The sequence below is a fragment of the Methanohalophilus sp. RSK genome, assembly GCF_003722075.1.
In the GTDB taxonomy this organism is placed as follows: Archaea; Halobacteriota; Methanosarcinia; order Methanosarcinales; family Methanosarcinaceae; genus Methanohalophilus.
This window is the reverse complement of record NZ_RDSK01000013.1, coordinates 148,146-167,995: the sequence shown is the minus strand read 5'-3', so window position 1 is coordinate 167,995 and position 19,850 is coordinate 148,146. Positions and strand designations below refer to the sequence as shown.

Annotated in this window: 21 protein-coding genes, 3 tRNA genes and 1 CRISPR repeat array; of the genes, 14 read left to right on the top strand and 10 right to left on the bottom strand. The window is 41.4% G+C overall.

The genetic code is table 11. The annotated features are described in order from the left end of the window. Positions 1-42: 42 nt before the first annotated feature. A complete protein-coding gene (locus EFE42_RS06890; protein WP_123136548.1) occupies positions 43-600 on the bottom strand; it encodes an aldolase in 558 nt (185 codons plus the stop codon). Between the two features lie 79 nt (positions 601-679). Between EFE42_RS06890 and EFE42_RS06885 the strand changes: the two genes are divergently transcribed. From EFE42_RS06885 to EFE42_RS06840, 10 genes are all read left to right on the top strand, one after another. Beyond that, a tRNA-Thr gene (locus tag EFE42_RS06885) sits at positions 680-753 on the top strand. 650 nt (positions 754-1,403) lie between these two features. Continuing rightward, on the top strand, positions 1,404-4,157 hold the full coding sequence (cas3, locus tag EFE42_RS06880; RefSeq protein WP_123136547.1) for a CRISPR-associated helicase Cas3': 2,754 nt from the start codon (positions 1,404-1,406) through the stop codon (positions 4,155-4,157). Positions 4,158-4,170: 13 nt separating this feature from the next. Further along, positions 4,171-5,775: a type I-E CRISPR-associated protein Cse1/CasA gene (gene casA, locus EFE42_RS06875; RefSeq protein ID WP_123136546.1), complete on the top strand. Its 1,605-nt coding sequence runs from the start codon at positions 4,171-4,173 to the stop codon at positions 5,773-5,775. 38 nt (positions 5,776-5,813) lie between these two features. Further along, a complete protein-coding gene (gene casB, locus EFE42_RS06870; protein ID WP_123136545.1) occupies positions 5,814-6,317 on the top strand; it encodes a type I-E CRISPR-associated protein Cse2/CasB in 504 nt (167 codons plus the stop codon). Between the two features lie 19 nt (positions 6,318-6,336). After that, on the top strand, positions 6,337-7,443 hold the full coding sequence (cas7e, locus tag EFE42_RS06865) for a type I-E CRISPR-associated protein Cas7/Cse4/CasC (protein WP_123136544.1): 1,107 nt from the start codon (positions 6,337-6,339) through the stop codon (positions 7,441-7,443). Between the two features lie 20 nt (positions 7,444-7,463). Beyond that, positions 7,464-8,210, top strand: a complete 747-nt coding sequence (gene cas5e, locus EFE42_RS06860; protein WP_123136543.1) for a type I-E CRISPR-associated protein Cas5/CasD — start codon at positions 7,464-7,466, stop codon at positions 8,208-8,210. Further along, the gene (gene cas6e / locus EFE42_RS06855; RefSeq protein WP_123136542.1) at positions 8,201-8,884 is read left to right on the top strand and encodes a type I-E CRISPR-associated protein Cas6/Cse3/CasE; all 684 of its coding nucleotides are present in this window, start codon (positions 8,201-8,203) and stop codon (positions 8,882-8,884) included. The genes cas5e and cas6e overlap by 10 nt, the downstream gene beginning before the upstream one ends. Positions 8,885-8,896: 12 nt before the next feature. Next, positions 8,897-9,808, top strand: a complete 912-nt coding sequence (gene cas1e / locus EFE42_RS06850; RefSeq protein WP_123136595.1) for a type I-E CRISPR-associated endonuclease Cas1e — start codon at positions 8,897-8,899, stop codon at positions 9,806-9,808. Beyond that, positions 9,789-10,070, top strand: a complete 282-nt coding sequence (gene cas2e, locus EFE42_RS06845; RefSeq protein WP_123136541.1) for a type I-E CRISPR-associated endoribonuclease Cas2e — start codon at positions 9,789-9,791, stop codon at positions 10,068-10,070. The genes cas1e and cas2e overlap by 20 nt, the downstream gene beginning before the upstream one ends. 121 nt (positions 10,071-10,191) lie before the next feature. Beyond that, a CRISPR array of direct repeats spans positions 10,192-11,257; the repeat unit is 29 nt; unit sequence GAGTTCCCCACACATGTGGGGATGAACCG. Between the two features lie 40 nt (positions 11,258-11,297). Continuing rightward, the gene (locus tag EFE42_RS06840; protein ID WP_123136594.1) at positions 11,298-11,807 is read left to right on the top strand and encodes a cupin domain-containing protein; all 510 of its coding nucleotides are present in this window, start codon (positions 11,298-11,300) and stop codon (positions 11,805-11,807) included. A 46-nt stretch (positions 11,808-11,853) separates the two neighbouring features. On the opposite strand, the gene EFE42_RS06835 is transcribed toward EFE42_RS06840, so the two are convergent. The 3 genes from EFE42_RS06835 to EFE42_RS06825 form a co-directional block, all read right to left on the bottom strand. After that, positions 11,854-12,471, bottom strand: coding sequence for an N-acetyltransferase (locus tag EFE42_RS06835; protein WP_123136540.1), 618 nt, complete (start codon positions 12,469-12,471; stop codon positions 11,854-11,856). A gap of 105 nt (positions 12,472-12,576) precedes the next feature. Then, positions 12,577-12,942 (bottom strand): DUF1641 domain-containing protein, encoded by a 366-nt coding sequence (locus EFE42_RS06830; protein ID WP_123136539.1) that lies wholly within the window; start codon positions 12,940-12,942, stop codon positions 12,577-12,579. A gap of 10 nt (positions 12,943-12,952) precedes the next feature. Next, positions 12,953-14,206: an NAD(P)/FAD-dependent oxidoreductase gene (locus tag EFE42_RS06825; RefSeq protein WP_233564759.1), complete on the bottom strand. Its 1,254-nt coding sequence runs from the start codon at positions 14,204-14,206 to the stop codon at positions 12,953-12,955. A gap of 161 nt (positions 14,207-14,367) precedes the next feature. On the opposite strand from EFE42_RS06825, the gene EFE42_RS06820 reads away from it, so the two are divergent. Further along, positions 14,368-14,556, top strand: coding sequence for a hypothetical protein (locus EFE42_RS06820; protein ID WP_123136538.1), 189 nt, complete (start codon positions 14,368-14,370; stop codon positions 14,554-14,556). Positions 14,557-14,612: 56 nt separating this feature from the next. Beyond that, complete coding sequence (locus EFE42_RS06815; protein ID WP_158599200.1) at positions 14,613-15,053, top strand: universal stress protein; 441 nt, start codon at positions 14,613-14,615, stop codon at positions 15,051-15,053. A gap of 2 nt (positions 15,054-15,055) precedes the next feature. On the opposite strand, the gene EFE42_RS06810 is transcribed toward EFE42_RS06815, so the two are convergent. The 5 genes from EFE42_RS06810 to EFE42_RS06790 form a co-directional block, all read right to left on the bottom strand. Continuing rightward, the gene (locus EFE42_RS06810; RefSeq protein WP_123136536.1) at positions 15,056-15,262 is read right to left on the bottom strand and encodes a hypothetical protein; all 207 of its coding nucleotides are present in this window, start codon (positions 15,260-15,262) and stop codon (positions 15,056-15,058) included. Positions 15,263-15,271: 9 nt separating this feature from the next. Beyond that, positions 15,272-16,513: a 3-isopropylmalate dehydratase large subunit gene (locus tag EFE42_RS06805; RefSeq protein WP_123136535.1), complete on the bottom strand. Its 1,242-nt coding sequence runs from the start codon at positions 16,511-16,513 to the stop codon at positions 15,272-15,274. A gap of 80 nt (positions 16,514-16,593) precedes the next feature. Further along, positions 16,594-16,785 carry a hypothetical protein gene (locus EFE42_RS06800; RefSeq protein ID WP_233564758.1) on the bottom strand — a complete coding sequence of 64 codons (192 nt, stop codon included), beginning with the start codon at positions 16,783-16,785 and terminating at the stop codon, positions 16,594-16,596. Positions 16,786-16,872: 87 nt separating this feature from the next. Continuing rightward, on the bottom strand, positions 16,873-17,250 hold the full coding sequence (locus EFE42_RS06795; RefSeq protein WP_123136534.1) for a transcriptional regulator: 378 nt from the start codon (positions 17,248-17,250) through the stop codon (positions 16,873-16,875). A gap of 159 nt (positions 17,251-17,409) precedes the next feature. Further along, positions 17,410-17,486, bottom strand: a tRNA-Ile gene (locus tag EFE42_RS06790). A 416-nt stretch (positions 17,487-17,902) separates the two neighbouring features. Here EFE42_RS06790 and EFE42_RS06780 point away from each other — a divergent pair. Beyond that, positions 17,903-18,988 (top strand): PAS domain-containing sensor histidine kinase, encoded by a 1,086-nt coding sequence (locus EFE42_RS06780; RefSeq protein ID WP_370448677.1) that lies wholly within the window; start codon positions 17,903-17,905, stop codon positions 18,986-18,988. A gap of 102 nt (positions 18,989-19,090) precedes the next feature. Here the strand turns inward: EFE42_RS06780 and EFE42_RS06775 are convergent, their stop codons facing one another. Continuing rightward, entirely contained in the window at positions 19,091-19,525 is a 435-nt protein-coding gene (locus tag EFE42_RS06775) for a flavodoxin domain-containing protein (RefSeq protein ID WP_123136592.1), read from the bottom strand. Positions 19,526-19,691: 166 nt separating this feature from the next. Here EFE42_RS06775 and EFE42_RS06770 point away from each other — a divergent pair. Next, positions 19,692-19,768: transfer RNA gene (locus EFE42_RS06770), tRNA-Ala, on the top strand. Positions 19,769-19,850: the final 82 nt, after the last annotated feature.

Sequence of the window (19,850 nt, the reverse complement as noted above, 5' to 3'; positions counted from 1 at the left end):
ATAGTCCCCTTAGTTGTCCTTCCATGATTTAATCTTTTACTTTCACAACGAACTTTTAGCAAGATCGTAGTAATAGCGTACCTTGCATGTGTGCTCTATCTGGGTGGTGTTGATATATGCCCGGTCCAGAGTTTTTCCTGTAGATATGGTGCCGTGGCTTTTGACAATAACCCCATCGGATTCTGCCAGGGCCGCAGCGGAGTTTGCGGCAAGTTCTTCGCTGCCTATACTGCCTTCCACAATAGGCACAGGCCCGAGAAAACATACACCTTCACTGTCCAGTGGTTCGATGTGCCCCTTCTCGTCCAGCAGTGACATGACTACGGCAAAGGGGCAGTGGCCGTGCACGATGCATCCGGCATCAGTCTCCTGGTAGATACGCCGATGCACCCGGGTTTCCGACGAGGCAAGGCTGTCAAATTCACAGGTGGTATGGATGGGCACCTCCACCACATTCTCCGCACATATTTCGTCTAGCGGGCATCCGCTGCGGGTGATCACCATGCTGTTGCCCCGACGTACGCTTATATTTCCAAAATGGGACTCAACCAGCCCGTGATCCACGAGTTTTTTCCCGATTCTTGCCATTTCCTGCCACATAGGAGTTAGATATAGCGCAACCAGCCATAAAATTTATGTGCCATTATGATATCTATGGGTTGCATTCGATACCATAAGCGCCTCGGTGGCTCAGCCTGGCAGAGCGAGTGACTTGTAATCACTAGGTCGCGTGTTCAAATCACGCCCGGGGCTTTCTACTACCAGTAACAAGCCCTAATACTTTCACATAGGTTTCTTGGACTATTTATCCAAATAAAAGAAGGTATTAGGTATAGACTTTTATAATCATAAAAGACAAGTGGAAAACTGCAGAAAGAAGAATTATTAATGCATAATATTCACAGAGAAATAAAGATCTGATTTTTGAATTTGTTAAAGTCCTGTATGCGGAAGGTTTGTCGGATCCTCGAATACTCAAATACATGGACCAGTTGAATATACTGGCCTACAAATTCGGCAAAGATCTTGACAAATAACACTTACAGATATGTATCGAGTGGTTGCTGAAATTGTTTAGGAAAATTTCTTTCTAATTTTTGGATAATTCAACATTCACTTGTCGATATTTATACATCATCAAGCACTCAAGGACATCTTGATCATCGTTTTGAGATGTCTATAATCTTAGAGAATAATTGAAAAGAATGTATAAGAAGATAATTTCAGAACAAGTAATTCTATTGCCTATCAAATCGAATTATTTCAATAGTTATTTATAGGGTGGGATTTCTGATGAAATTACTTTAATTTAATTGGAGAGTACAAAAAACGGAGCTCAATTACAATAGTCTTGTAGCAACAAAAGGAGAGGTTGGACCATCGCTGACAAAGTTGAGAACCTAATGTATTTCAATTGGGGGAAATCCCTATCATCAGAGGGCGATAATCTTGATTATCATTTACTTGTTTACCATTGTCTGGATGTTGCTGCGGTTGGAACCATCCTTTTGAAAGACGACAAGCTATTGTTACAGAAATTCAAAGAGCATATTCCACTAAACGATGAACAAATCATCTCGTTGATTTCATTCTATCTTTCAATCCACGATCTGGGTAAATTCTCAGAAAGATTTCAAAATCTTCAACCCGATTTATTAGTGTCTTTAAGAGGACATGATAGTAACAGAAGTTATAATCTCCGACATGATAGCATGGGTTTTTACCTCTGGAAGATGATCTGGCAAAACGCGTGGGATGAGAACTGGCTTTGTCTGGACAAAAGCACCTTTGATTCATTTGATTGGAACGATCTTATACTTCCATGGATTAAATCAGTAACAGGGCATCATGGAAACCCTCCAAAACCATATATGAACAATGGACTTGCAGTCGATCAAAATGAATTATTTATTCAAGAAGACCTCGTAATGGCAAGTTCATTTGTAAAGAAAGTATCATCTTTTTTACTGAAAGATGCTTTCAAAGATCTCTCTGGACCTGAGGGCTATGAATATGAATTTGATGATTTGGAAACTGCATTCAAAAATACTTCATGGTTGCTTGCAGGCATTGTAATAGTGAGTGATTGGATTGGTTCTTCAAATACATATTTTAATTATTTATCGAAACCTCTTCCACTAGAAGAATACTGGGAGAAATACGCTTTACCTTCAGCAGAAAAAGCGATGAATAATTCAGGTATTTTACCTTCAACGGTTTCACATAGTACTGGAATGGATATCCTCTTTCCCAAAATCGATGTTCCAAGTCCGATGCAAAATCACATTTCCAATTGTCCCATTGCCGATAATGCCCAACTCTTCATATTGGAAGATTCTACAGGCAGTGGCAAAACGGAAGCTGCTTTGTGTTTGGCTCATCGAATAATGGCAAGAGGTATTGCAAACGGAATTTATTTAGGATTGCCTACAATGGCAACTTCTAATGCAATGTATGAAAGGCTAATGAATTCCTACAATAAATTGTACGAATATGATACCTTCCCTTCACTAATACTAGCGCACGCCCAACGTCATCTATCGGATCTTTTCCGTGAATCTATTGGTACTGAAGTTCACGAGAGTAGTAATTATGGAAACGCTTCGTCAGAAGATACTACTGTTTCCTTCCAATGCTCTGCATGGGTAGCTGATAATCGCAAAAAAGCTTTACTTGCTGATATTGGTGTAGGTACTATTGACCAAGCTTTAATGGGAATCCTTCCTTCAAACCATCAATCGCTAAGATTAATGGGTTTATCACGCAATGTTCTGATAGTTGATGAAGTTCATGCATATGATCCGTACATGCATAAATTGTTGTGCAGTCTTTTAGAATTCCATGCTTCATTGGGAGGCAGTGCAATTCTTCTCTCCGCTACACTACCGATAAAACATCGCCAGGAATTAGCATCGCATTTTTGCCGTGGCCTCGCTTGTCCGAGAAATAGCATTTACAGTGAAAAATATCCTCTTGCAACACATGTTTGCGAAAACGGTCTTTCGGAAAATCAAATAGAACCCCGTGTGGGTACAGAACGTACTGTCAATGTTGAATTTTTCAATGATGAGCCATCAGTCAGAGAAAGACTTGTAAAATGTTCTATTGAAAGGAAGTGTTGTTGCTGGATTCGTAACACTGTTGATGATGCGATTAAAGCATACGATACACTTGTATCTGAATTGGGGAAAGATTCTGTAATCCTTTTCCATGCAAGATATGTAATGGGAGATCGTTTGAAAATAGAAGATGATGTTCTTAAGACATTCGGAAAAGAAAGTGATATTCAGAAACGTAAGGGCAAAGTGCTAATAGCAACACAGGTAGTAGAACAGTCTTTGGATATAGATTTTGACTACATGGTTACTGATCTTGCTCCAATTGATCTGATTTTTCAGAGAGCCGGTCGTTTACAACGCCACTGTCGTGACAGAAACGGTGCTCTAAGTGACCTTGATGAACGTGGCACTCCACTTCTAGGAATCCTGTCTCCAAAATTGGACGGGGAGATTTCAGTAGACTGGTATTCGGACATGTTCCCTAAAGGAGCATATGTTTACCAATCTCACGGACAATTGTGGCTTACTGCAAATTTGCTTGCAGAAAGTGGAAAGTTCTGTATACCAGATGAAAGTCGATATTTCATAGAGGGTGTTTTTGGCAAAGATGCCGGCATCAAAGTTCCTTCAGAATTGAAAGTTCTTGATGAACGTGCCTATGGGGATGCAATGGCGCAAACATCCATGGCTAATTTCAAGTCTTTAAATTTTTCACAGGGTTATGAGCGTTCAGGTACTCAGTGGCTGGATGACGTTGTAACTCCAACTCGTCTTGGTGAATCGGTGAACATTCGCCTTGCACGGTTTGAAGATGGAATATTTGTTCCGATGGTAAAATCTGATACTTTTTCATGGGAACTGAGCCAGTTAAGTGTTAGTGGTGGCCGTATCAGGTACCCAGATGATTATGGGAAGGAAGTTAATGAGTTGGTGCAAAAAGTTCAGGATTCGATGAATGACAAGGGTAAGTGGAGTATATTAATTCCTGTGTTCTCGGATGACGGAACTAATTGGAAGGGTACTGCAAAAGACAAATACAACAGACAAGTCCGATTAGTTTACAATTCGGAGTTTGGTCTATGTATAAATAAGGAATGAAGAAGGTAATACTATGGTATTTAATTTGATTCATGAAAAATGGATATGGGTAAGTAGGCAGGATGGTAAAAAGGAACAGATAGCTCCATGGGAGATTACTGACAAATTAGATTCGAATCCCATAGTTTCTCTGGATGCACCCCGCCCTGATTTTAATGGTTCTTTGATCCAATTTCTGATTGGATTGGTACAAACTACTATGTCTCCTAAAAACGAAAGAGAATGGAGAAAACACATTACAGAACCACCAACCCCTGATAAATTTTTAGAGACGTTTGTAAATGTTTCTCATATTTTCAATCTAGACGGGGAAAATGAACGTTTTATGCAGGATTATGAGCTATTTGAAGGGACCGAAAATAGGGTAGACGCGTTTCTTATGGAAATGCCAGGCAGTAACACAATTGATAATAACGCAGACCATTTTCTAAAGAGAGATACAGTGACACAAATGTGTTTTTCTTGTTGTGCAACTGCATTGTTCAATTTACAATTAAATGCTCCCTCAGGTGGGCAGGGTCACCGCACTTCACTTAGAGGTGGTGGTCCTTTGACTACTCTAGTTTTGGGAAATAATCTGTGGCAAACAATTTGGTTGAATGTTATTCCCGAAGATAATTTTGAAAGGTTAGGCGATGTCGGTCAAAATGCAATAAGTGATATTTATCCGTGGATGGGACCCAGCCGTACAAGTGAAGAAAAAGGAACAGAAACAACTCCAATGAATGTAAATCCCAAACAGATGTATTGGGGAATGCCGCGTAGAATCAGTATTGATTTCGACAATCTCAAGGAAGGCTTTTGTGACATCTGCGGTTGTGAGACTGACAGACTTGTTTCCCATTATACTACAAAGAATCATGGAATAAACTATGAAGGGGGTTGGTGCCATGTTTTGAGTCCGCATCGTGAAACAAAAGATGCTATTATACCACTCCACCCGGGGCCGGGTGGCATAACCTATCGCCACTGGCTGGGTCTGGTTCAGAATGACCCCGAGAATGGGCAGCATCCTTCTTTGTCTTTTGAACGATTTGTAGAGAAACAGTTAGATTTGACAAATTTGGACGATGTATTCCAACGTTCTTCTCAACTATGGGCATTCGGTTATGATTTCAATAATATGAAGGCTCGTTGCTGGTATGAAAGTATTATGCCTTTATTCAATGTTCCCGATCATATTAAACAGAAATATGAGTCTATTGTATCCCAATTAGTTAAAACTGCTGAAATTATTGGAAACAATACTTACAGTTGCATCAAAAAAGCATTATACAGTGAAGAACAACTAAAAGATAAGAAAAAATATCGTCTTTTTGATAATTGGATTGATTCTAGATTCTGTCAGGATACAGAATCTGATTTTTACAATATTCTTAACAAACTGATTGTTGAACTTGATCATGATTCTGATGCATTGGAACTGAAAATAAAATGGATAAGAATTTTATCAAAAGCATCTGAAAAATTATTTGATGAATATTCCCAATCCACACAATTTAATGTTGTTGACCCAGAAAGAATAGTGCTAGCTCGCAGAAATCTTAGAAAATACAATTCAAAAGGTGGCAAAAAGATAAGAGAAACACTTGGATTACCGAAGAAATCGGAAAAATAAGATTGTGAATAATAATTGTGCTTAAAAGGTGATGAAAATTGGGAATTACAAAAAGTTCGTTGGAAAAAAATCCAGAATCATGCCAGGCTTTACTAACATGGTGGAGGGATTTGGACAATAACCGGGGAGATCGGGCAGATCTTCGCAGATGCCACAACACTGTGGAAGTGGTGTTTAATCCTGCTTATCACAAATTGTGGTTGAGTTTGAACAAGCTCGGATTTGGAAATCGAGACTCTGTTGCATTAATTGCCGGAGTATTAGTTCATGTAAAAAATAATCAGTCCGGAGAATCGTTTGCAGCCCAAATGGCAAGTGTCAAAGATGGTTCAAATGCACAGGTTAGTGGATTACGGTTTAAAAGACTGTTAAAAATCAAGGACAAGGAGAAATTGTTCAGTTCGATTGTTCGAATTGTTAAGTTAATGAATGGAAATGTCAATGTCTGCAATCTTGCAAACAGCCTCTACTGGTGGAATGATATTACAAGGAAAGAATGGGCTTACAGTTACTATGAAAAGGCACCTGGAACTAAAAGTTAAAAAATTAGGAGAGAATAAGATGACAAAATTTGTACAAATACACACACTCGTATCGTATCCCCCATCCAATTTGAACCGCGATGATTTGGGAAGACCAAAGACGGCTGTTATGGGTGGAACTCAAAGACTCAGGGTTTCTTCACAGAGCCTTAAACGAGCCTGGAGGACATCAGATATCTTCAAAGAAAGTCTTGGTAATCATATTGGCGTTCGCACAAAAAGCATGGGTGTCAATATTTTTAGAGCATTGACAACTGGTGTTAGTTTGGCAGATGTACTGAATAACAATAACGATGCATCACCAACCAATTCAATTATTTCTGAAAAAGAGGCGAAAAAGTGGTCCAAATCGATAGCCGGTGTTTTTGGTAAATCCAAAAAAGATAGTGATGATTCCTTAGTTGGTCTCGAAATAGAACAGTTGGCACATTTCAGTTCGGAAGAGATATCTGCGATTGATCAGCTTATAACTAAAATATCATCAAATAATAGCGATCCTTCTAAAGATGACCTTAATCTTTTGAGAAAAGAACACACTGCTGTAGATATTGCTATGTTCGGACGTATGCTTGCATCCAATACCAATTTCAATACTGAAGCTTCGGTGCAAGTTTCTCATGCCATTACGGCTAACGAAGTTGCAGTTGAAGATGATTTTTTCACAGCCGTAGATGATCTGAATAAAGGAGAGGAAGATATGGGTTCAGGACATCTTGGTGAAACAGAATTCGCTTCCGGTTTGTTCTATACTTATGTTTGTGTCGATCGGGAACTTCTTGAAAACAATCTTGGCGGAGACAAGGAACTTACAAATAAGGCATTATGTGCTTTAGTGGAAGCAATGGCAACAGTTTCTCCCACAGGTAAACAGAATAGTTTTGCTTCGAGAGCATATGCTTCATACATGATGATAGAGAAGGGAAATCAACAACCACGTTCACTCTCTGTTTCGTATTTAGAGCCTGTCAAGGGGAGAAGCATGTTGATAAATGCTATCGATTCTCTCAAGCAAACAAATGAAAAGATGAAAAAGGTGTATGGTGACTGCTGCGAAAACAGCCTGGATATGAATGTCTATACCGGAGAAGGTAGTTTGAAAGAAATGCTGAATTTTGTAAGCAGTTAAGCAGAAAGGAGTCGGTTGGGGTGAAAGATTATTTGATTTTCCGGTTATATGGTTCAATGGCTTCATGGGGTGACATTGCAGTAGGTCCTTATAGACCTAGTTTTGACCACCCTTCAAAATCAGCAATCTTTGGTCTGTTGGGAGCAGCCCTGGGTATTCGGAGGGAAGAAGAAGAAAGACAACTTGAGTTGGCTTCTGCTTATCATTATGGAGTTCTTATAAACTCTTCAGGAGTTATGCTTCGTGATTATCACACATCTCAGGTTCCTGCTTCTGGTAAAGGGAGAAATAAGAAGAACTTTTTAACAAGAAAAGATGAACTTGCTGTTTCCAAGTATGAATTAAATACCATTCTTTCGACACGAGACTACTATTGTGACGGGCTCTATACTGTGATTCTTTCTTCCAGAACTGATAATCCGCCATATTCTCTTGAAATGATTGGCAACGGTCTAAAAAAGCCTTCATTTTCTATGTACCTAGGAAGAAAATCATGTCCTTTATCCCTTCCTCTTGACCCAATGATAGTATCCGGTACTAATATGAAAGAAGCACTTGCAAATGCTGAGTTTAAAGATGAAGATTTTGTTAGAAATATAATCAAGGATGGTGTTTGCAGGTTCTATTGGGATGATCCTGACGAAGATATCACATTCCAACATAGTATTTCCCGACGTGACAAGGTATTGAGCCGTAAAAGGTGGCAATTCTCAGACAGGAAGGAGTACTATTCGATGGTTGATTGGGGGAATGATGCATGTATATGAGTAGAGCAAGATTGCTTCCAACTGCAGTTTCAAATAAAACCCTGTGGAAAAATATGGGAAACAGTTACAACATTCACCGATTGGTATGGCCTTTGTTTTCAAGAGGTGCTGACGATAAAAGGAGTTTTTTGTACCGTCAGGAATCGGACGGAAAATTGCCAACTTTTTACTTTGTTTCTGAAAGGAAGCCGAGAGATGAATCTTCTTTGTGGGACATCGATGTAAAGGAATACGATCCAGTATTAAAGTCCGGCCAGAACCTCTCCTTTTCTCTTCGTGCAAATCCAATCGTTTCAAAAAGAGATGAAAAAGGAAAACAACATCGACATGATGTGGTCATGGATGAAAAGTTTCGTATTAAAAATGAAAACAAAGGAAATGCTGTCTATCCTGATATCTCAGAAATTGTCCAGGCTAAAGGTGTTGAATGGCTGCAGAAGAAGGCTGAAAAGAATGGTTTTTCAATAAATACCGATAAAGTACGTGCCGATGGTTATCGGAACCATAAATTCTACAAACCAAGTGGTAAACATCACGTCAGCTTCAATACTATCGATTTTACCGGAATTTTAACAGTTACTGAACCGGAATTGTTTAAACAGGCCCTTTTTAGTGGAATTGGTCCTGCCAAAGGTTTTGGCTGTGGTTTGCTTCTTGTACGACCGGTTAGTTAAATGGTGATTTCGATGCTTCCCAACCTAAAACCCATCGCCATAAAGGAACGCTTTTCATTGTTATTTCTTGAAAAAGGAGAACTTGATGTTATAGACGGGGCATTTGTACTCGTTGATAAAAATGGAGTGCGTTCACAGATTCCCGTTGGTGGGATTGCCTGCTTAATGCTGGAACCGGGTACCAGAGTATCACATGCTGCAGCATCCCTTGCTTCACGTGTAGGCTGCCTCCTAATATGGGTTGGAGAGGCAGGAGTTCGGCTTTATTCTGCCGGCCAGCCGGGTGGTGCACGTGCCGACAGGCTGCTTTATCAGGCAAAGCTTGCTCTCGATGATGACTTGCGGCGTAAAGTTGTTAGGAAAATGTATGAGATGCGCTTTAATGAGATAGTGCCGGACCACTATAATATTGAACAGATGCGTGGAATGGAAGCAGCCCGGGTTAAAAAAATGTATCAGATGTTTGCCCAACAATATGGAATCGAATGGAAAGGACGCAGTTATAACCCAGGTGACTGGGATAGTGCTGACGTACAAAATAGATGCCTGAGTTCGGCAACCTCCTGTATATATGGTGTTACCGAAGCAGCGGTTCTTGCTGCAGGATATTCTCCAGCTGTCGGTTTTATCCACACTGGAAAACCTCGTTCCTTTGTTTATGATATCGCAGATTTGTTTAAGTTTGAAACCGTGGTTCCAATTGCTTTCAGAGTTGCATCCGAAAAACATACTAATTACGAAAGAGCTGTGAGGCTTGCTTGCAGGGATGTTTTCAGGGAATCGAGACTTTTGAAAAAGATCATTCCAACTATAGAGGAAGTCCTTTCTGCAGGTGAGATCGAGTTGCCTGAAACACCGAAAGAGTCATGGCCTACAGCAATTCCAAATGAGAGGAGCATTGGTGATGTTGGTCATCGTTCTTGAAAATGCTCCTGCACGTTTGAGGGGTAGGCTTGCTGTATGGCTTCTTGAGGTTCGTTCAGGAGTATACGTCGGAAATTATTCAATCAAAGTAAGGGAAATGATATGGCGTAATGTTGAAGAGGGACTGGAAGATGGTAATGCTGTAATGGTATGGAAATCTCAAAACGAAGCAGGATATGATTTTGTCACACTTGGCACCAACAGGCGTATCCCTAAAGAAATGGATGGCATAAAATTAATATCTTTTTTACCAGATAATTGACTTGTATTGAGATGATACATGTGGCTTATAGGAAAATCCAATCAGGAACATTGATAAGAATTTTCAGAATTCTTACTACTGTAGGAATCTGACTTCCGCCTTTCCAAATAAATAAGAAACAGAGTTCCCCACACATGTGGGGATGAACCGATGATTATACATCAAACACAGAGGTAACCGTAGAGTTCCCCACACATGTGGGGATGAACCGGGCTATCTGGTTGAGGTAGTCAGCTGCAGAATGAGTTCCCCACACATGTGGGGATGAACCGATTTTAATACCGTTCTGGTTTTTGGGTTTGATGAGTTCCCCACACATGTGGGGATGAACCGTTTTTAAATACTTCATATGGTAAATGGGGACAGAGTTCCCCACACATGTGGGGATGAACCGAGTTCCAGACAGGAAGGAAGAAAGCGATTGTGGAGTTCCCCACACATGTGGGGATGAACCGCATTAACATGGTACGTGAAAACCTGCAAAAATGAGTTCCCCACACATGTGGGGATGAACCGAGGGTGTTTCCGTAAGTGCCATTTCTGTATTGGAGTTCCCCACACATGTGGGGATGAACCGTGTGTTGCCGTCAACGTCAACAGTTCTCACATGAGTTCCCCACACATGTGGGGATGAACCGAATGCTTTACCATTATGAGTTTGTTCGGCGAAGAGTTCCCCACACATGTGGGGATGAACCGGGGCTACTGTTCGAATTGAAAATACTACAATAGAGTTCCCCACACATGTGGGGATGAACCGCACTCCAGCAATTTGATGCAGTTCCAATCGGCGAGTTCCCCACACATGTGGGGATGAACCGATTTCATGCAAATTAACCTCAGGTTGCGAGCAGAGTTCCCCACACATGTGGGGATGAACCGTTTTCCGAAATCTTCCACATCGAATACTATATGAGTTCCCCACACATGTGGGGATGAACCGTATGATACTTTTTATACTTTTCTTGTAATATAGAGTTCCCCACACATGTGGGGATGAACCGAACACAGATGGTGGAATTATCCGAAAAAACAAGAGTTCCCCACACATGTGGGGATGAACCGCGGATGCGGAAGAATATAATGCAGCGCTTGATGAGTTCCCCACACATGTGGGGATGAACCGAAACCTTTGAGAACTCTGCTGGTGGGCTTGATGAGTTCCCCACACATGTGGGGATGAAACATATACATGGAAAGATTATTACATTAAAACAGGAGGATACCATGACCAACGCTGATGAAATTATAAAATACCTTAATATGAGCAAGCACCCCGAGGGTGGGTATTTTAAAGAAACTTACAGATCCGGGGAAACGATCAAGCACAAATATCTCCCAGGCAGATTTACCCTGGATCATGCATTTTCCACGGCAATCTACTTTTTATTAAAACAAGATGAATTTTCAGCCCTCCACACAATAAAACAGGAAGAAATCTGGCATTTTTACAACGGGGCACCCATTGACATACACATGATACATCCAGATGGCGTTTATGAATCGATCCATCTTGGAAATGACATATTAAACGGTGAGGTTCCACAGGGTATTGTCCCTGCAGGTTCAGTCTTTGGTGCAACAGTGTGTGACAGTCCCAAATATGACTATTCGTTGGTGGGATGTACGGTTGCGCCGGGTTTTGAATTTGAGGACTTCACACTGCATAAGAAAGACGAATTACTGGAAAGATTCCCCCAGCACAGGGAGTTAATTGAATCATTGACAAGAGAATAATATTCTTATTTTGTTCCTTGGGCAAATTCATGAAGGAGACGATGTTTTAATACATATCCCCCTTTTTCAAAAAGCATCTTTTCTCTTTCTCCCCGATTACCTTCCTCAACTTTTGTACAACCTTTGGCTCCCCTATATCCCTGCTCAAAATATCAAACACCAGTGCCATTCCAATAAGTAAAAAATCTGACAAAAGATATTCAAATTTCAGAGAGGGGATTGGAGTGTCCGGGCAGTGAAATACAGGAGCTGCATTGACATCCAGTCCATAATACATATGTCCCTCATCCGAGCCGATCATCCGGAAACCACATGAAACATAGAACCTGCCGGCAGCGTAGTGGTGTGGAGATCTATAGGAAGTAGTCACATAAACACGACTGTACCCCTTATACCGGGCATGCTCAATGATGCAATTGACCAATCTGTGGCCGTGCCCCCTGTTTTGCTGGCGGGAAAAAAGAAGCAATATGTAGATAGCATCCCTGGCATCATATGCATAAGCCACAGCACTCCCCCATGTAAAACGGCGGGACTGCATTGCAAATTCGCAGTCATGGAAATAATCCAGCAGTGAGAAACTGTCATAGATTGCCCGGGAAGCATCGATAGCCTCCTTGCAACAGGCCACACGGCCAATGTCCCTGTCTTTGGCTAAATGCATAAAACACCTTAAAAGAAATTAGTAAGGCAGCAAGCATAAAGGTTGTGGTGGAAAAGCAGAATTGAAGTAAAAAAAGAAAGGAGGAAAACAGGAAAAAGCGGGAAATTAGTCTCCTATATCCTCCGAGGCCCTGCCAAGAGCTTTTAAGAATTCAATGGCTATCCCCAGCCCTTTCTGGAAGTCCTCATCTCCCATCTCACGAAGTGCACCATACATCCCCACCTTTGGCGGGTTCATCAAAGCCCGGTCCATACCCGGGTCCTGCATACTCCTTTCCAGTACATCCACAAGATCGGTACTGGCAACTCCGTTGAGCAGTTTTAGCATGGGAGTCATCACATTCGCAACACCGTGGACCGTCTCATCATTTAAGTAACTCTGCATGATACGGGCAGTCCTGACAATATCCAGGAAGGCGTCGATGTCTGCCTGTGTCATTCCTATATTAACATTCTCTATATCTTCAGCCATACCAATCACCTCACATCAATGCCTTAATACTCATGTCCCAGTGCAGGTAGTAATACATCCGGTACAGATACCAGCCAAGCTGAGTGGTATCGAACGACTCGGGAGGGTTCTTGTAACTCCAGGTTGCAATGTATGCTCTACCGGCATGGGCATCAGAGGCCATATCCGTGATTATCGGGCAACCGGTCTCCCCCTTGTACTTTGACTTGATATTGTTGCCATTGATCGTATTGATCAGGTTGTGGGATACCACCTGTGCCTGATAGTGCGCACCTATTCCTGTTTTCAGGATGTCGGCCGGACCATTGTCCCCCACAACATACACATTATCCTTATCCCCAACCGGACCACGATACTGCAATGTTGTTTTATCCGCAGGGATCCAACCTTTCTCATCCGTAAGACCCGAATCCAGTACAGCCTGTTGTGGCTTGTGGGGAGGAACTGTGATAAGCAGGTCATAGTTTTCCTGTCTGCCGTCTGTAGATTCCACCATCTTGTTTGAAGCATCAACCTTGCCAAGCTGGAACTGCCTGATAGCCTCAATTCCTTTTTCTTCAAGGCGGCCGGTAACCAGTTTGTTAAACTCCGGCGGACCTATTGGTTCCATGGGCCACAGAAGTGTCAGCTGCACATCATCCCTGATATTGCGTATATCTCTCAGGTAACTCTCCAGCAAAAAGGAGAATTTTACCGGCGCTCCGGGGCATGGTATAGGCATTCTGGAAACCGAAACCACTATCCTGCCACCTTTGAAATTGCTAATAATCTCCCCTACTTCCAGGGCATCATCCATAGATGTATAGAATGTATTTAGATCATCTTCAAGACCCGGCACACCGGAAGCATCCGGTCTTGCACCCATTGCAATCACAAGATGATCATAGGAATATTTTGTACCGGATTTGACCGTTATCTGCTGCCTGTTCAGGTCAATATCCGTGACTTCACCCTGATCCCCAAAATGACTCTTTATTCTGGGACTCAGCGATTCTTTCCGGGGCCTGACCAAGTCCTCAGGGGTGTATAACCCAAAGGGCAGGAAAGTAAAACCACCCTGGTTTACTCCCATATCGTTCCTGTCAAGCACTGTAATTTCAAGTTCATCCTTTGCAATTTTACGCCTGAACTCACGGGCCAGTGTGTTTGCAATCACCGCGCCCGCATAACCGGCTCCAAGTATCAGTACTCTTTCTTTCATGACAATCGCCTGTTGCAATATTATTACAGTACTGATATTGGATGCCAGCCCTATATAAATCAAATTAAGTACGGCTATCGTAACAAGAATATTAGAAGTACTGCAACCTGAATAAGAAAAAGGTCCGTAACGGCGTTAATCACCTCTGCAGGAAAACGCCTATAAGCAGACAGCACCGCAAATAATGAATAGGCAGATTTCAAATATTAATATAGTGAACAAACATGCCACCTGAAAAAGGGATATTCCAGATTATAGTGTTGATTGCTACAGTAATGATATATGTTGCCACAGTCAACCTGATATTTCACATGGCGGGCGGCAATATTCCTGTTTATGCCCCCGGGACCCTGATTGTAGCATTGCTGGGTTATGTGCTTGGAACATACCTTTACTCGAAGATATATGAATGAGGAGCCTTTCCAAATGTTAATATAACCTCCCTTCATGTTATATAATGGGGAATCTAATGAATAACGTTAAAACGATATTAATTGCAACAGATGGATCTGAACACTCCAAAAAGGCAGCTTCAGAAGGAATCGGGCTGGCAAAAACCTATGGAGCAAAGGTATTTGCAGTACATGTAATGAAAGAACTTTCATCAAAAACCCTTCCTTATGGAGCAAGAATCACAAATTTTGACATCCCCCACGAAGACATAAAGAGGGAAGGACAGGAAGCCCTCCAATATGTGGAAGAACAGGGAAACCCTCAGGGAGTAGCGATTGATACAGCTCTTTTGACAGGCAACCCCGCAGAAGAAATACTGGATTTTGCAAAAGAAAATGAAATAGACATTATAGTTATGGGCTCACTGGGACGTACAGGCCTGGAGCGCTATCTTATGGGAAGCGTTTCTGAAAAGGTTCTCAGGCATGCAAAAACTGCGGTAATGGTAATCCCTTGAAGTTACTCAAGGGATTCCAGTGCTTTTCTCAACATATCTGTTGATTGTTCCATTTCAGAAGAGGCAGCAGAAACGTATTCTGCAGCCTGCTGGAATCCCGCATCCTCAAGTTGGGGAATCCATTTTTCAAAACTATCACAATGGTTTTCGTTGTGTTCGATCCAGTGTCCAAACAAATGTTTCAGTTTATCCCTGTTTATTTCTTCCATTGTACCATCTCATACATTACGCGCATCGGCAATCTCACCTTTTATAGCCGAAGCGGCAACCGTTGCCGGGGAAGCAAGATAGATGTAGCCACCTGTACCCATACGACCCCGGAAGTTGCGGTTTGCAGTGGAAATACATACTTCACCTTCACCAATAACCCCCATGTGACCACCCAGACATGGACCGCATCCCGGAGTACCCATGGTAGCGCCTGCATCGAGGAAAATCTCTATTAATCCTTTTCTCGCGGCTTCCTTCATTATCTGTCTGGAAGCCGGTATTATAATCGTCCTGACCGCAACCTCGTTGCCTTCCAGCACTTCTGCTGCAGCCTCAAGGTCCTCCAGTCGGCCATTGGTACAGGTACCGATAAATGCCTGATCGAGTTTTTTGCCTGCAATTTCGGACACACCACAAACGTTGTCCACCTCATGGGGACAGGCAACCTGCGGTTCAAGGGAGTTCACATCAATGTGATATTCGCCCACATAATCTGCATTCTCATCCGAATAAGCAGGTTCATAATCACTGACCGCCCTGTCTTTCAGGTATTCAAAGGTCGTGGCATCGGGAGGTACTATACCCGCCTTGGCACCCATTTCAATAGCCATGTTGGAAAGGGTCATCCTGCCTGCCATGGAAAGATCCTCTATGGCATTACCATAGAATTCAACCGCTTTGTAGGTCGCCCCTGAAGCGGTCACCTCCCCGATTATCTTGAGGGTGAGGTCCTTGGCATAAACCCTGTCGCCAAGTTTTCCTTCAGCTGCAACCTTAATGGATTCCGGTACACGGAACCAGAGCTTGCCGGATGCGAATATTTCGGCCATGTCCGTTGCCCCTACACCCGTACCGAAGGCTCCAAAGGCACCATATGTACAGGAATGGGAATCAGCACCCACAATCAACTTGCCCGGCATTGCAAAACCCTTCTCAGGCAATACCTGATGGCAGATACCGTTACCAATATCATAGAAATTGTTTATGCCCTGCTGACGCACCCATCCCCTGATATCCTGCTGCAGACCTGCCGTAGTATCGGAATTCGCTGGTGCCAGGTGATCAAAGGGGATCACTATACGTGAAGGATCCCAGACCTTTTCAACTTCCATCTGGCGGAAAGAACGGACTGCCAGAATGCTGGTACCGTCGTGGGCCATTGCATAATCAATATCAGCTATCACAAAATCATTGGCCTTTGCCTCTTTGCCGACTGCCCGGCTGAATATTTTTTCGCTGATAGTAGTCAAAATTAAACACCTGTGAGATTCTTGAGAAAAATACGTTTTTACCCTGTATAGATGTTATGCACAATAATCTTTTCCGATAATCAAAGAGTCTCCAGGAAATCAGTCAGGTCAACCGAATGGGTCTGGAAGCCACAAACCTTGAGAGGATCGCCACCCAGTGCCAGAGCGGTGAATTGGGCAATGTTCATATGCACCATATCATACTTCTCGCCAAACTCCTTTTCTATAACGGGCTGATAACGGTCATACTGCACCTGGCAGTTGGGGCACATAAATTGAGCAGAAATATGAGACGAATATCTAATATATATTCCAAAATGGGAAACTAATAAAGAATCAAATGAAAAATAAATGCCTAATCAAGAGAATTCTTTGAGGCGATTTATATTTTCCAGTAGAATCTGGTTCTCTGAAAGAATTTCATGTTCTATACTTTCAATAATGGAATCCATGGGCACTGCAAGCTTATACACTTTGATAGGCCTTCCCTTCCCTTCATTGCGTTTTATTTCCTCAAATTCAACCCAGCCTTTTTTCTTCAAGAGGAAATTCATAGCAATGCTAACTTCCGGTTGCCTTAACTGTGACATTGATTCTATTTTGCGGGAGGAAACTTCTTCACCACATGAAAGACAAGCAAGTGTCCTTGCAATCGGTTTTGAAAGGTGTAGCCTCCTTAGCAGCTTTGCAATTTCTCTTTGATTTTCATTCATTGAAAATAATTCATCTTCTTCCATGGAAACACCGATTAATTTGAATGGAGCGTTCATCAGAGTATATAATATTCATATATGTACTTAATATTTATATTATCCCTTCAATATATAAAGTTATGGAAGTATGGACACCCCACAATAGATTCAGCAGAAGACAAAAATGTACAAAAACAGATATGATGGTGGGCCCGCTGCGATTCGAACGCAGGACCTCACGGTTATCAGCCGTGCGCTCAACCTGGCTAAGCTACGGGCCCATTGGTACACGATTTGTCATCGCGCAACCACTCAAATACACACCCTTGTACTTTAATGTTTCGGCTAATTAGCTTCATAATAAACCAGATTTAATGAACAAACCAAAAATCCCGATATGAACAGGGAAACGGCCCAACTGTGCACCGGAGATACTTTTTTAAGTAACTAACCTAAACCTAAATTGTGTACAATAAAAATATATTAAGATCAATTGTATTCCTCACGTATGGGATATTCACCGTACTAATCATAATTATATTTTCAATCTTATATTACAATGTGAACTTATCCCTGTACGAGTTCATAGCTACCATTACATCTGTCCTGATTTACCTATTTGTGTTTACAATTTTAGCATTCAAAGTACTGATCAATTCCAGCAAAATGGAAAAAGACATTTTAATAAAAGAAAACGCTGTCGAAAAATCAATCAATCAATCCGATAGGTTTTATAGATATGAAATGTAAATTTATTGATGTAAATAACGCTTTTCTTAATTTATGGGGATACGATGATAAAAGGGATGTCTCTGGAAAAACTATTTTTGATTTTTTCAAGAGGGAAAAAAGGACAAGAGAAATCGTACAAACTTTGATTTCAGAAGGAATGTGGGAGGGAGAAGTAAAATGTGTCAAAAAAGATGGGACAGAATTCCCTTCACTACTGTCAGCAAATTTAGTACTGGATAAGGACGATAAACCTCTTGGAATTATGGGATCTGCTATGGACATCACCAAATACAAAGAGGCAGAAAATGCAATAATAGACGGCAAAATTGCTGCAGAAAACGCCAATAAAGCAAAGACTGAGTTTTTAAGAAATGCAAGTCATGAACTCAGAACACCTTTAAATTCAATCATAGGCTTTTCCCGTATACTGATTGACAATCGTGATTCTGAACCTTTAACTGAAAATCAATTGAAATATCTCAAAATAGTACTTAAAAGTGGTGACCATTTATTAAAGGTTTTTAATGACATTCTAAGTATCGCAGACATTGACCTGCGAAAAACAGAGATTCATGCCCGACCATTCAATATATTAGAAGCTATAAAAGACATTGAAGAGGCCTTAAGGCCTCGTGCTGACTCAAAGAAAATTAAATTGGCATTTGATGTAGATCCGGATTTAGAAATCATAAATGGAGATAGGGAAAAGCTGAAACAAACATTATATAATCTTACTGAAAACGCCATTACTTTCACACCCCAAAATGGTTCTGTTTCGCTAACAGCAAGAAAAATAAATGATTATATTGAGATTAGCATAAAGGATACAGGTATCGGCATATCCCAGGAAGATAAGAGCAGACTGTTTCTACCCTTTGTACAACTTGATGGTTCAACAACTCGCAAATATGATGGTTTGGGACTTGGACTCACTATTGCCCAAAACCTCATAGAAGCACATAATGGCGATATATGGGTTGAAAGTGAAATTAATAAAGACAGCACCTTTACTTTCACAATACCCACAAATCTCCAGCTTTGCGAAAATTGATCTTTATTTCCCTTTATAAAAATAGAAATAATGGAATGCATCCGGAAAATGAATTCATACAATAGGTGGATTATAAAGATTTTGCTTTTTTAGCCAATCACATCACTTTCTTTTCAATTTCTCGGCCAGGTCTTTGCCAAGCCTGTTGCATTCCAGAAGATCCTTTTCATTTGGAGCATACTGGATTCTCAGTACTGGGTCTATAACTTCCATTCCTGCTTTACGTAGTTTGTTTGCTATCTGGACAGGGGCTTCCCCACTCCAGCCATAAGAACCAAAAGCAGCACCGGTTTTTCCCTCTACCCCAAATTGCACCATTTTATCAATAAATTTAGAAATTGGCGGATGCATGGCATAGTCAAATGTGGATGAGCCCACAGCAATCGCATCGGCAGAAGCGGCTTCTGCAGGATCCCATTCGAAAAAACTGTCCACCTTTACTTCAACGTGCCTTGTCCTGGCACCTTCAGCTATGGCCTCAGCCATCTTTTTGGTATTCCCCTGAGTACTCAAGTATACTACTGCTAATTCTGGCATCTTTTCCACTCCTCCATAATGATTATAAAAAGATGTGATGTTTGCTGCTTTAAGTGTTTCCCATAAAAATCCAAAACCGGTATTCAAGGTAAGAAAATAATAGTGATGCAAAGCAAAATTGGCGATAGGTTTATTAATAATGATTGCAACTGTGAATTGCAAATATGGGCCGGTAGATCAGCTCGGAAGATCGCTACCTTGGCATGGTAGAGGCCTCGGGTTCGAATCCCGACCGGTCCACCATAATTTTGATATCTTTTCTGGCTTAGTGCTATAGGTTGAACCTTACCAAACTTATTTTTCCAGATGTAATTTCATTTACTTT